General features: G+C 69.1%; 12 protein-coding genes. 4 read left to right on the forward strand and 8 right to left on the reverse strand.

Annotation, left to right across the window (positions count from 1 at the left end; all coding sequences use genetic code 11):
• The first annotated feature begins 21 nt into the window (after nucleotides 1-21).
• On the forward strand, nucleotides 22-894 hold the full coding sequence (locus ACQY5G_RS11010) for an alpha/beta hydrolase (protein WP_428273931.1): 873 nt from the start codon (nucleotides 22-24) through the stop codon (nucleotides 892-894).
• Nucleotides 895-906: 12 nt separating this feature from the next.
• Here the strand turns inward: ACQY5G_RS11010 and ACQY5G_RS11015 are convergent, their stop codons facing one another.
• The 3 genes from ACQY5G_RS11015 to ACQY5G_RS11025 form a co-directional block, all read right to left on the reverse strand.
• Nucleotides 907-1314 carry a type II toxin-antitoxin system VapC family toxin gene (locus ACQY5G_RS11015; protein WP_419860212.1) on the reverse strand — a complete coding sequence of 136 codons (408 nt, stop codon included), beginning with the start codon at nucleotides 1312-1314 and terminating at the stop codon, nucleotides 907-909.
• Nucleotides 1314-1562, reverse strand: a complete 249-nt coding sequence (locus tag ACQY5G_RS11020) for a type II toxin-antitoxin system Phd/YefM family antitoxin (RefSeq protein WP_428273934.1) — start codon at nucleotides 1560-1562, stop codon at nucleotides 1314-1316. Before ACQY5G_RS11020 ends, ACQY5G_RS11015 begins: the two co-directional genes overlap by 1 nt.
• An 89-nt stretch (nucleotides 1563-1651) precedes the next feature.
• On the reverse strand, nucleotides 1652-2344 hold the full coding sequence (locus ACQY5G_RS11025) for an HAD-IA family hydrolase (protein ID WP_428273936.1): 693 nt from the start codon (nucleotides 2342-2344) through the stop codon (nucleotides 1652-1654).
• Nucleotides 2345-2401: 57 nt separating this feature from the next.
• Here ACQY5G_RS11025 and nudC point away from each other — a divergent pair, with 57 nt between their 5' ends.
• Both nudC and ACQY5G_RS11035 read left to right on the forward strand, forming a co-directional pair.
• A complete protein-coding gene (nudC, locus tag ACQY5G_RS11030; protein ID WP_428273938.1) occupies nucleotides 2402-3406 on the forward strand; it encodes an NAD(+) diphosphatase in 1005 nt (334 codons plus the stop codon).
• Nucleotides 3407-3418: 12 nt separating this feature from the next.
• Nucleotides 3419-4690 (forward strand): hypothetical protein, encoded by a 1272-nt coding sequence (locus ACQY5G_RS11035; protein ID WP_428273940.1) that lies wholly within the window; start codon nucleotides 3419-3421, stop codon nucleotides 4688-4690.
• A gap of 10 nt (nucleotides 4691-4700) precedes the next feature.
• Here ACQY5G_RS11035 and ACQY5G_RS11040 read toward each other — a convergent pair whose 3' ends face one another.
• Nucleotides 4701-6473 (reverse strand): TolB family protein, encoded by a 1773-nt coding sequence (locus ACQY5G_RS11040; protein ID WP_428273942.1) that lies wholly within the window; start codon nucleotides 6471-6473, stop codon nucleotides 4701-4703.
• Nucleotides 6474-6678: 205 nt separating this feature from the next.
• On the opposite strand from ACQY5G_RS11040, the gene ACQY5G_RS11045 reads away from it, so the two are divergent.
• Nucleotides 6679-7044, forward strand: coding sequence for an SRPBCC domain-containing protein (locus tag ACQY5G_RS11045; RefSeq protein ID WP_428273943.1), 366 nt, complete (start codon nucleotides 6679-6681; stop codon nucleotides 7042-7044).
• Between the two features lie 18 nt (nucleotides 7045-7062).
• On the opposite strand, the gene ACQY5G_RS11050 is transcribed toward ACQY5G_RS11045, so the two are convergent.
• The 4 genes from ACQY5G_RS11050 to ACQY5G_RS11065 form a co-directional block, all read right to left on the reverse strand.
• Nucleotides 7063-8211: a glycine cleavage T C-terminal barrel domain-containing protein gene (locus tag ACQY5G_RS11050; protein WP_428273945.1), complete on the reverse strand. Its 1149-nt coding sequence runs from the start codon at nucleotides 8209-8211 to the stop codon at nucleotides 7063-7065.
• A 170-nt stretch (nucleotides 8212-8381) separates the two neighbouring features.
• Nucleotides 8382-9686 (reverse strand): aminotransferase class V-fold PLP-dependent enzyme, encoded by a 1305-nt coding sequence (locus ACQY5G_RS11055; protein WP_428273947.1) that lies wholly within the window; start codon nucleotides 9684-9686, stop codon nucleotides 8382-8384.
• A gap of 125 nt (nucleotides 9687-9811) precedes the next feature.
• Nucleotides 9812-10366, reverse strand: a complete 555-nt coding sequence (locus ACQY5G_RS11060) for a UGSC family (seleno)protein (RefSeq protein ID WP_428273949.1) — start codon at nucleotides 10364-10366, stop codon at nucleotides 9812-9814.
• On the reverse strand, nucleotides 10363-11814 hold the full coding sequence (locus ACQY5G_RS11065) for a thioredoxin family protein (RefSeq protein ID WP_428273951.1): 1452 nt from the start codon (nucleotides 11812-11814) through the stop codon (nucleotides 10363-10365). The genes ACQY5G_RS11060 and ACQY5G_RS11065 overlap by 4 nt, the downstream gene beginning before the upstream one ends.
• Between the last annotated feature and the right edge of the window lie 62 nt (nucleotides 11815-11876).

An 11876-nucleotide genomic window follows, 5' to 3' on the forward strand; every position in this document is an offset into this window, starting at 1 on the left:
CGCCGCCGCCGACTCCCGCTCGTGGAACTCCTCATCGTCGTGGTCGCCCTCGTCGGTCTGATGGCCGTCGTCCGTCTCCTCATGCCGCGGATCGTCCCTTACTTCGTCTTCTATCCGGAAACGCTGCAGCCGCACGAGACGCACCCGCGATACTGGGGGTTCCCGCGAGCCACCGAAGTCCGCATCCCGACCGAAGACGGCGTGGAGCTGCACGCGTGGTGGTTTCCCGCGAACCCGCCGGAATCCAGGAGCGGGACCGCGATCTACTTCCACGGCAACGCGGGGCACCTGGGAGATCGCGGAGCCGTGGCGGCGGCGCTCTCGAACCTCGGACTCGACGTCCTCCTGCCCGACTATCGAGGCTACGGAGCGAGCGAGGGGAAGCCCTCGGAGGAGGGTCTCTACGCGGACGCGAGAGGGGCCTACCGGTGGCTGGTGGACGAGCGGGGCGTCGATCCCGGGCGGCTCCTCCCCCTTGGGAACTCCCTCGGAAGCTCCGTGGCGGCGGAACTGGCGGTGAGTCGCCCGGTGGCGGGCGTCGTCCTCCTCGGGCCATTCACGGATACCGTGGCCATCGCCCGGCACCGCCTGTCGTGGCTCCCCGACTGGTATCTCGACTGGCTGCACAACCGCTTCGACACGCTGGACCGCGCGCCGCGGATCGAGGTGCCGACCTTCGTCGCCGCCGGCGAGGAGGACCAGGTCATTCCGCCCGGCCAGAGCCGGGAGGTTTTCGAGGCGCTACGGGGACCGCGCCAGTGGCTCGAGATCCCGGGGGCGGGGCACAACGACATCTTCTCGCACGAAGTGCTGTGGCGGGAACTCCACCGCTTCACCCGCAACGTCCTGGACAGCGGCGCCGCGGACCTCCCCCGGGGAGATCAAAGGGGCTGACGGCCGGCCGGTCTATCGAGGTCGAAAAATCGTGGCCCCCGCCGTCTCGCCCGCCCGGCGAAGCCGACGGTCGAGCGATGCCAGCGGCAACGAACGCCGAAGGGCAGTCTCCACGTAGGCGGCGTCGTAGGCTGAAAGTCCGTGCCTCGCCGCCAGGTGAAGGATCGCTCCATCGCTGTGGTCATCATCGACCAGGATCCGCATTCCCTTCAGATCCGCGAGCGTGGCCGAAGCATCGGCTGCGGTCATGCGTCCCCTGCGCCGATTGACCGCGAGACCGTTCAGGACTTCGTACCACCAGATCCGCGGGACGATGGCGAAGTGCTCCAGCGTCAGTCGCACCGCCAACTCCGCCAACGGATCATCTTCATCCGCAAGACACCAGGAAAGTGCAACCGATGCATCGATCACGAGCGACATCAATACCTGTGCCCCTCGTGGATCGTTTCGATGATTTCGGAGATTGACACGCGCTGCGGCAGGCGCTTCCGGCGTTCGCGGATGCGGCGGGCCGCCGCGTAGGCACGAGTGCGATCGTCCTCGTCTACGGGGACGAGCCGGGCGACCGGACGGCCGTGGCGGGTGATCGTGAGGCTCTCGCCGTCGGCCACACGGTCCAGAAGCCGCGGCAGGTGGGTCTTGGCTTCGTACGCTCCGATGCGATCCATTACACTCTCACAGGTTAGACCAGACGATACGACCAGTCTGATTCTACGTGATGGTCGGCCTGGCGGGAAGTAGCGGGGCTGGTCCCGTGTCACACCGGAGCGAGGAGCCAGGCCGCGGCGGCGGCCAGATCGGACGCCACATGCACCGGAGCGGCGTCGTCGGGGCGGGGTTCAGCCTTGCGGTTGACCCACAGCACGGGGATCCCGAGCGAAGTGGCGGGGACGACGTCGTGGAAGAGGCTCTGCGCCACGTGCAGCCAGCGGTCGAAGCCTGCGGCCCACTCCCGCCCGCGCTCGAAGTGCGGGGCGGCCGGCTTGTAGCTCCGCAGCCTCTGCGCCGTGCCGAGGAGGCCGAACTCGACGTCGAAGTGCTTCAGCGTCCCGGCGAGCAGGTCGTCGTCGATGTTCGACAGGATACCGAGTGTAACCCCGCCGTCCGCGAGGCGTGAGAGCGCCGGGTTCGTGTCCGGGAACGGCTGCCAGGAAGGGATGCTCGCGGGGATTCCGGCCGCAAGTTCCTCCGACGTATCCCAGCCGTTCGCGCGCGCGACCTCCATCGCGGTCTCGGTGAGCAACTGCCGGTAGGGGCGGTACTCGCTCGTCTTGAGCCGGTTCTGGGCCGCATGGAATTTACCCAGGAGCAACTCATCGTCCACGGCGGCCGCTTCCGCGTACGCGGCCCGGAGCGCCGCGAGAATCCCGCCCTCCCAGTCGATCAGCGTGCCGTAACAATCGAACGTGAGGAGGGTGCCCGGGCCCGCCGTACCTTCGAAACTGTGCATGTTCTCCCTCGAAACCGCTACGTTTCCCCCATGTCGGCCGGCGAGATCTTATCGGACGTGGCAGGGGACGGCCACCGGAGAGCGAACCCCTTCGCGGGCGGCGGCCTCGACCGTGCCACGCACCTGAGGGCCGATCCCCGGTGGCTCTCCGCCCGGTTGTCCGATCCGGCCTCGCGCGTCGTCCCCGTGTGGCGCGAGCGCAGCCTGGTGGCTCGCGCGGCGGGAGAAGCCGGGACGGAAACCGACGACGCGGCCGACGGCACGGCCTATACGCCGGTACTCTTGCCGCCGGCCGCTCTCGCCTCCGACCTGGAACCACCTGAGGACTGGATCTTTCTCGGACTCGACGGGGGACAGGACGGGGGCCGCGCGGTGTTCGCCGCGGATGTGTCCGGAGAAGAGGATGTGTCAGGGGAAGAGGAGAGAGAGGAGCCACCGTCCGCTGTCACGCTCGACGGAGCGGGGGAGTTCCTCGATCTCCGCGGGGTGGGGGCCATGCTGGGGCAGCGCGACGGTTCGCTCCTGGCCTACGCCCGGGCGATCGTCACCTGGAGTCGCCGGCACCGCTTCTGCGGTACGTGCGGCTATCCGACCCGCCCCGAGCAGGGAGGGCACGTCCGGCGCTGCGACGACGAAGCCTGCGGGGCGGAGCATTTTCCGCGCACGGATCCGGCCATCATCGTCCTCGTGACCGATGGGGACCGCTGCCTGCTGGGACGGAAGGACATCTGGCCGGAGGGCGTCTACTCCACGCTGGCGGGCTTCGTGGAGCCGGGCGAGAGCCTCTCCGAAGCCGTCGTCCGCGAGGTTCGGGAAGAGTCGGGGATCGAGGTCGGCTCCGTACGCTACCGTTCGTCGCAGCCCTGGCCCTTCCCGGCTTCATTGATGCTCGGGTTCCGGGCCGAACGTGTGGGCGGCGAGTTGAGCCTCGCGCGCCAGGAACTCGTCGATGCGCGCTGGTTCGACCGCGCCGATTTTGCTCGCCGCCGCGAAATCGGCCTCCGGCTTCCCGGCCGCGTGTCGATCTCGCGCCGCCTGATCGAGGACTGGCTCGCCGGGTAGCGAGGAGGTCAGATGCAACAGACCGCGCGATGTCTCATCCTCTCGACCCTGACCCTCGCAGGGTTCGGGTGCCGGGACGCATCCCGGGAATCGGGCCGGCTCGACCCCGGGGCGGATTCCGCGATCAGTTCGACGGTCGATTCCGCGGGCGTGGAGATCGTCCACATCTCCGATCTGCAGGACCTCGACCTTCCGGAAATGAACAGGCGGTTGCTCTACTCCACCTCGGCGGACGTCGAGCTCCACCAGGTGGCGGGCGCGGTGTTCCTTCCGGATTCGTCGCTCGCGATCGCGAACGGCGGATCGTCTCAGATCCTCCTCCTCGACTCACAGGGGAACGTTCTGGAGCGAAGAGGCCGCGAGGGAGAGGGACCCGGGGAGTATGTCGACATCGCCTGGATCGGGGTCGGCGCGGATGGCGTTCTCATCGTGTTCGACGATCGCCTGCGGCGATTCACGTTCCTGGACGCGCAGGGAGGCGTGACCGGGGTGCAGCGCATCGAAGTGACCGAGGCTTTCGTCCCGTTGGCCGGCCTCCCGAGCGGAGAGTTCATCGCCGTGGTCGAGACGCGCCCCTTCCGCCCTACGGGGTTGCAGCGGGGCCCGCTGTTTCTGGTGGTCGTTGACCGGGCGGGTGCGGTCGCGGACACGCTGGGCCGGTGGGCCGGCAAGCAGCGCTACGTCACGCCCGACCGGATGATCGCATTCGGTTTCGCCGCCACCGCGCTCTATGCCGGACGCGGTCCTCACGCCGCCCTGGCCACAACGGATTCGCTCGACATTACCCTGTACGAAGCATCGGCGCCGCTGACCCGGATCCGCGGCGGCCATTCCCCCCGCCAGGTCACCTCCCGGGAAGAGGAGGCGTGGACCGAACTCGTTCTCGACGTCTACCCGGAAGCGGTGCGTCCGGCTCAGCGCCGAACGCTGGAGCAGTCGACCGTCCGGGACACCTATCCCGCCGTCGGGGCGCTGAAGGTGGATGCCGCTGGCACGATATGGATCGGAGGCTACACGGGACTCGACGACGTCGAGCGGAACTGGACCGTCCTCCGACGCGACGGCACTCCTCTCGGTCGCCTCGGCCTTCCCGTTTATCGTCCCGAGTTGCTGAAGGTCAGGGAGAGCGGCATCACCGGCTGGGCCCTGGTCGAAATGGAAACGACCATTCCCAGCGCCAGCCACGAGCTGCTCGATGTGACCCCGGATCGCATCGCGGTCCTCCGCACGAGTGAACTGGGAGAAGAGTTCATCGAGGTGTACGCGATCGGGTTACCGCGGTAGCGGAAAGGGATCAGGGCGCTCTGGGCGGGTTGACGCCGGCGCTCCCCGTGGCGAGCGCGACGACCTCGATGGCGGCCTCGCGCATCGTCACCGCGAGCGTGCGTCCGTCGGGGCTCACGCTCGGTTGGAGCGCGCCGTGCCCGCCGGTCGTCACCTGTTCCGTCGCGCCGGTGGCGATATCCACCCGCCACACCTGGAAGGGCCCGGAGGCGTTGTTACGCGAGTAGAAGAGCGACGCGCCGTCGGCGCTCCACTCGGGCGCGCTGTACGGCTCGCCATTCACAAAGGAGATGACCGCCCTCGGGGTTCCTCCCCCGGCCGCCACCGTGTAGACGGTGACGCGTCCGTCCTCGAACGAGCGCCCGTAGAACGCCAGCCGCTCGCCGTCCGGCGAGAAACGGGCTCCCATGGCGTAGCCCTCGAACCCGTCGAGCGGGACTCGGACAGGGTCGGCGGCCGCGGACCCCGTCGCGGGATCGACGGCGACCGTGTAGACGGACCCCGGGTTCCCCTCGGACGGCGGGCCGTGGCTGCTGAAGGCGAGCGCCCGCCCGTCCGGGCTCCAATCCGGCTCGCCGGTGTCCGCGCCGGGTCCGAACCGCGTGAGTCGCGTGGGTCGCTCGCTCCCGTCCACCGGGACGAGCCATATGTCGTCGCTCTCCTCCAGGTGCCCGTGGAAGGCGAGCCACCGGCCGTCGGGCGACCACGCGGCTCCGTAGTCTTCGTGTTCCTCCGAGAGGAGCACTCGGGGTGCGCCGGCTGGTGCGCCGTCCGCATCGAGGTCGAGGACGCCCAGGTCGAAGTCGATGGGCATGCGGACGCGCCGCCAGGAGAAGGTGATGAACCCCAGCGCCTCGCCGGCCGGGTGCCAGGAAGGCAGGAAGGCGCTCGTGGAAGCGGTCGGCATCGCATCGGCCGGTTCCCCGCCGGTCACCGGCACGAGGCCCACCGTGGTGCGCGTATGGTAGACGCTGAGAGCGACGCGGCCGTCGGCGAGCGGCGTGACCGCGAGAACGTCACGGCCGCCGTGCTCCAGCCGTTCGGCCGGGCTCCCGTCCAGCGGCACGCGCCACCCGGCAAAGAGCGAGTCGCCGATTCCCGCCGCCGCGAGATGGAGCGCTTCGCCGGTGGGGGACCACTCCACGCGGCGGTCCCAACTGAGCTGGAGGCCGTCGGCGAGCGTGCGCGTCTCGCCCGTCGCGATCTCCGTCACGGCGAGGTCCGAGCGTCCGCCCGCGGCGCGAAGGTACGCGACCGTGCGTCCGTCGGGAGATTGCACGGGCGCAACCCATCCCCCGGCACGGTCGACGATCACGGATGCCGCGCGGCCGGGTCCCGGCGCATACGCGACCCACGCGGTATCGGTGCCCGCGTATCGGAGCGCGGTCACGGTCCCGTCGGATCGCAATCGCGGATAGTCGATGCGGGCGTCCCCGGGATCCACGATGCGCGATTCCCGGCCGGTCGTCGGGTCCAGCGTCCAGACTCCGTGACGGTCGGACTGGCGATCGACATAAACGATGCGCGAACCGTCGGGCGACCAGGTGACGCGCGTCCGTCCCCCCAGGGTGCTCGTCATCGCGCGTCCGACCCCGGTCGCCACGTCGTAGACCGTCAGCGATCTCTTGTCCGCGGCATAGTCGGCGAAGACGACGCGATCGCCGGCAGGCGACGGAATGCCCGGGTAGGCGTCGTAGAAGTCCGTAGGCACGTGTCGCGCAAGCACGCCGTCCGAGACCTCTTCGACGCGGTCTTCGCACGCCGCCGCCGAGAGGAGCGGCACTGTCGCAAGAACAAGCCTGACCCTGCCGCCGCACCGTCGATTCGACGGAGACCTCATCATCGTCTTCATTGGGTGAGGGACGATATTTGTTGTGAGTTGCGAGGGTCAACGGACGTCGCAATTGTCACCGCCGACCATGGAAAGCAATTCGACTTCACCTGATGCGATCGACCGAACGATCGAGCTGAATGCCTCGCCCGCTCGCGTGTGGGTAGCGCTCGCCGATCCCGATGGGCTGGCCTCGTGGTTCCCCGACCGGGTCGAGGGACTTGCACCGGAAGAGGGCGCGACGGGCTGGCTCGCGTGGGACAGGCACGGCCGGTACGCGATCGCGGTCGAGTGGATGGAGGCCGGGCGCCGGCTCGTGTGGCGCTGGGCCCGGAAGCCGGACACCCCGCTCGAAGGCGGTTACAACACGACCGTCGAGTGGACGCTCACCGAACGCGAGGGCGGCGGGACGATCCTGCGCCTGGTCGAGAGCGGTTTCCGGACCGAGAGCGACCGCCAGGACAACGTCGGCGGCTGGGAGCACGAACTCGGCGAACTCGTCGACCACCTCGCCACAGCCTGACCCCGATTCCTCCCTCTCCTACGATTTCGGGATGTCCTTGCCGGGATCCACGAAGGGGCGGGGCACGACCGTGGCGTCGCGTTCACCGTCCGGCGTCGTCACGCTCAGCCGCGTGCCCATCTCTCCGGAGGCCGCCGGCACCAGGGCGTAGCCGATGTTCCGCCCGAGACGGGGCGAGTGGACGGCGGAAGTCACGAAGCCGATCTCCTCTCCGTCCCGGCTCACCGGCCAGCGGTCCATGTTCAGGTCGAGCGGGGCGCCCGAGATCTCGATTCCGGCGAGGAGTCGCCGGGGGCCCTCCTCGGCGATCCGGGCCAGCGCTTCGCGGCCGATGAAGTCGCCCTCCTGGTCGAAGTCGACCTGCCAGCCGAGCCCGACTTCGTACGGGTTCGTGTCCAGCGTCATGTCGATGCCGTAGTTGAGGATGCCGGCTTCGATGCGGCGGATGTCCGAGGGACCCGTGGGCGAGATGCCCAGGTCGCGTCCCGCCTCCATCACGCGGTCCCAGAGTTCGACGCCCCGGCTTCCGTCCCTGAGGTAGATCTCGTAGCCGACCTCGCCGCTCCACCCGGTGCGGGTCACGACCACCGGGATGCCGTCCAGATCCGCCTCCAGGAACCAGTAGTAGCGGAGGTCGAGGACCTCCTCCCCGAAGAGCCGCCGCACGACCTCCTTCGACTTCGGGCCCTGCACCTGCATCGGCGAGACATCCGGCTCGCAGATCTCGACATCGAGGCCGGCGTTGAGCGCGATCCCCTTCGCGTAGAGCAGCACGTCGCTGTCCGCGAGCGCGAGCCAGAAGTGGTTCTCACCGAGGCGCAGCAGCACGGGATCGTTCACGATGCCGCCGTCCTCGGCGCCGATGAGGACGTATTTCCCCTGCCCGACCGCGCACTTCGACAGGTCCCGGGGCGTGAGCAGGTTCGTGAACTCGAAGGCGTCCGGCCCCGTGATCTCCACCTGCCGCTCGACGCTCACGTCCCACACCGTGACGCCGGTCAGGAGCTTCTCGTACTCCGCGTGCAGATCGTCGTAGCGGGTCGGGAGGAACATGTGGTTGTAGACCGTATAGCTCCGGCACCCGTCCCGGAGGGTGGCCTCGAAGTATGGGGAGCGGCGAAGCCGCGCCCCGCGCTGGATCAAGGCCATGTCGAAGGTCTGGGTCATGAAGGTTATCCCTCCGGTCTACGGGTCGGGTTGGTGTCCACAGGGTGGAAATCGGCTGGCCTGCCGGCATCCGGTCAGGCGGTATCGGTGCCGGTGTCGGGGGGTGCGATGCCGAAGACGGAACCCTCCAGTCGGGCCACCGCCATGCGCGTCCGGGTCAGCTCCGCCCGTCAGGTGGGGATGCCGTGCTTCACGGCGCGCGTCATCGCGTCCACGAAGCGGTCGAGTTCCTCGAGGGTCGTGTAGGTGGACGGCGAGATCCGCAGGCCCGTGAACTCGGCGTGGTTGATGCCGACGGTGAAGATCCGGTGCTTGTTCCACAGCCAGTTGCGGAGCGCGCTCGTGTCGATCCCCCCCACCTGGACGTTCGCGATCCCGCATGCGAAGCCGGGCTTGAGGCTCGTGTTGAGCCGCACCCGGTCGTGTTCCAGGAGCTGCTCGGCCCAGTAGTTCCGGAGGTGGACGAGCCGCGCCTCCTTGCGCTCGCCGCCGACCAGCTGGTGGAAGGTGAGCGCCTCACCGATCGCGAGGAAGTTGGCCTCCGGGTGCGTGCCGATCGCCTCGAACTTCCGGATGTCGTCGTTGCTGCTCTCGGGCGCCGCCTGCAGCGGCCAGATCTCGGGGATCTTCTCCTTCCTCACGTAGAGGAGGCCCGTGCCGACGGGGGCGTGCAGCCACTTGTGGAGGCTCACCGCGTAGTTGTCGCAGTTGAGCTCGGAGAGGGTAAAGTCATGGTGCGCCATCGAATGTGCTCCATCGACGATAACCGGGATGTCGTAGCCGCGCGCCATCTCCACGACCTCGCGCACGGGGAGGATCTGCCCGGTGATGTTGATCATGTGGCACATGAGAATGAGGCGCGTGCGGTCGGTGATCTGCTCCTCGAACAGCCGTACGATCTCCGCCGGGTCCTCGGCCGGGATCGGGATCTTGAACTGCTTCATCACGATCCCCTCGCGGCGCTCGCGCTGCTGGAAGGTCGTGATCATGCGCCCGTAGTCCTGCGTCGTCGTCACGACTTCGTCGCCGCGCTGGAGGTCGTAGCCGTTCTGCAGGATCTGAAGACCCTCGGACGCGTTGCGCGTGATCGCGACCTCCTCGGGGTCCACGTCCCACTGCCGGGCGAGGCGCGCGCGGACGCCCTCCCGCTGCGGCTCCAGGATCTGCCACCCGTTGTAGACCGGGATCTGGTTCGCGAAGTCGAGGTCCCGCTTCATCGCCTCGAGGACGTGGGCGGGCGTCGGGCTCACGCCGCCGTTGTTGAGGTTGACGAGGGAGCGGTCGGTCGTGAATGCCTTCTGGATCTCGAGCCAGAACTCCTCGTCGCGCGCGATCTCCCCGGGGGAGCCGGGCGTGCGCGACGCCTCCCGGGCCGCGGCGATGGCGGTGTTCCACTTCGTCGGAACCATTGTCATGGCTCCGGCGGCTGCGGCGGAGCCCCCGAGGCGGGCGAGGAATCGTCGGCGGGTCGGCATGCGGCCTCCTGGCTGGTTCGGCGCGGTCGTCGCCTTTCAATACTGCTGCCAAATAGACGGTTTTCGGCGCCGCGAGCAAGTCCGGAACCGCCGGAGCCGGGCTCGCAGACTGCCGGCCCCGCGCGTCAGTCCTGTGTCGTGATCATGGCCAGGATCGGGTCGATCGCCTCCTCGGCCAGTTGTTCGAGTTCGACGGCGGTACGGTTCTGGATAGGGTGCGGGACCCACACGATGCCGGGTTCGAACCCCAGCGAGCGCGACTGGCTGCGGGCGGCCGCCTCGAACTCCGTCGTGACGACGAAACAGCCGGGGATTCCGCGTTCGTCCAGGTCTCTGAGGTCGTGCAGACCGCACGACGTGCAGGACCCTCAATCGGCCAGTGCCTGCACGACGACATCGGCCTCCGTGGCGATCCTCTGCAGGATTTCGACGGGCGCCCGCCGCGCGTTGGTCGGCTTGTCCGTGCGGATCGTCTCGATGCCGAGTGCGTCCAGTCGCGCCTTCACATGGTCGAGGAACTCGTCGCTGCGCAGCTTGCCGATTCCCTGGAGCGCGACAACTCGCCCCTCCAGCGACGGCGGAGGCGTGCGCCGGGGCCGCATCTCCGGAGCGAGTTCGGAGGTGGGATCGTGGAGGACAGTGGCCGGCGTTGCCGGGCTCGCCGCGGTCGAAACGGTCATGTCTCGATCTCTCTCGTGATGGGGTGTGAGTGCTGCCAGGCGCGGCCGCCGGGCCAGCCGGCCAGGATCGCGGAGTACAGTCCGGCCGCGCCGCCGGCCCGGGCGAGGAGCAGTCCGCCGGGCGGAAACTTGGGCACGTGGCGGCGCGTCTCCGAGTCCGGCACGCCCTCCGCGAGGCCGCCGGCGCCGCGGGCCACCTCGCCCAGCGGCCGCGTCGTCGCTTCGATCAGCGCCTCGGTGATGCGCGCCCGGCCCCAGCCCGCCTCCCGGTAGACGGCGTAGTGCTCCGGCGAGAGGAGGAGCACGGCGTGCGCCCACTCGCAGATCTTCGGGTGGCAGACGGCGAGCAGGCACGCCGCGAGCGACGCTGTGAGTTCCTCGGGGGTGCGCGAGGCCTGGTCCATGATCCCCTGCACGCCCTCGCCCTGGAACAGCGTGACGGCATCGGTCCCCCGCGGAACGCCGCGTGAGACGGAAAGCGGCTCCCAATCCTCGTCCGACTCGTCCTCGGCGAAGCAGAAGGTGTACTTGCTGGGCGCGCCGAAGGTGGAACGGTCGATCTCGCCGGGGCGCCCGCCGCCCACGTTTTGCACGATGAGGTTGAGGGCGCGCCCGATGGTCGCGTTCGCCCGGTTCCCCTGTCCGAGGACGTTGAGCCTCGAGTTCATCCCGATCCGGCGCGCAATGGGGCCGTTGACGATGATGAGGGGGGCGGTGAAGCAGGTGCTGCACAGGATCCCGTGCAGCGTGAAGTCCGGATCGAGCGCCGCCTCCAGCGCCGCCAGCAGCACGGGCATGTACTCCGGCTTGCAGCCCGCGAGCACGGCGTTGATCGCCACCTTCTCCACCGTGCATTCCGCATAGTCGGGCGGCACGGCCCCCACGATCTCGCCAGGAGCCTGGGACGTGCCCGCGAGCATCCGCAGGATCCGCTCCGGGGTCGGCGGGACGACCGGAAGCCCATCCGTCCAGCCGCGATCGAAGCATGCCTCCACGTCGTCCGCGTGCGGCTCCAGCGCCACCCGTCGCGCCTCCAGGCCCGTGTCCCCGAAGCGCGCGCGCAGGCGCTCGGCGGCGCCCGGTGCTACCGACAGGGAACCGCAGCCGGGGCGGAACGCGGCCAGATCCTCCCCCAGGTCGGGGGTCGACGTCAACCGGCGCCACTCGTCGCGGTTCCAGCCGACGGCGCGCCCCGTCTCCCGTCCGTCCTCGAAGCGCACCAGCGTCGGGACCGTCTCGATGTCGAGGCGGAAAGAGTGTTCGAGTTCCGTGTCGTCGATCACGCCAGGGACGGCGGCGGGAAAATCCGGATCGTCCTGGCTGAAGACCGTAAGACCGCAGCCGTCAGCGGACAGCCGTTTCAGCACGGGTTCGACGAGTTGGCAGGTGGGGCAGTCCCGCTTCACGACGACCGCGAGACCGTCCTCGGGTAACGGAGCGCGTTCCATGTCCCAACCGTAACGCTCGGATCCCGTCCGTCAAAGCCGCCACCCGCGCCGTTGACCCCCCG

Source organism: Candidatus Palauibacter sp. (assembly GCF_965261555.1).
Lineage (GTDB): Bacteria > Gemmatimonadota > Gemmatimonadetes > Palauibacterales > Palauibacteraceae > Palauibacter.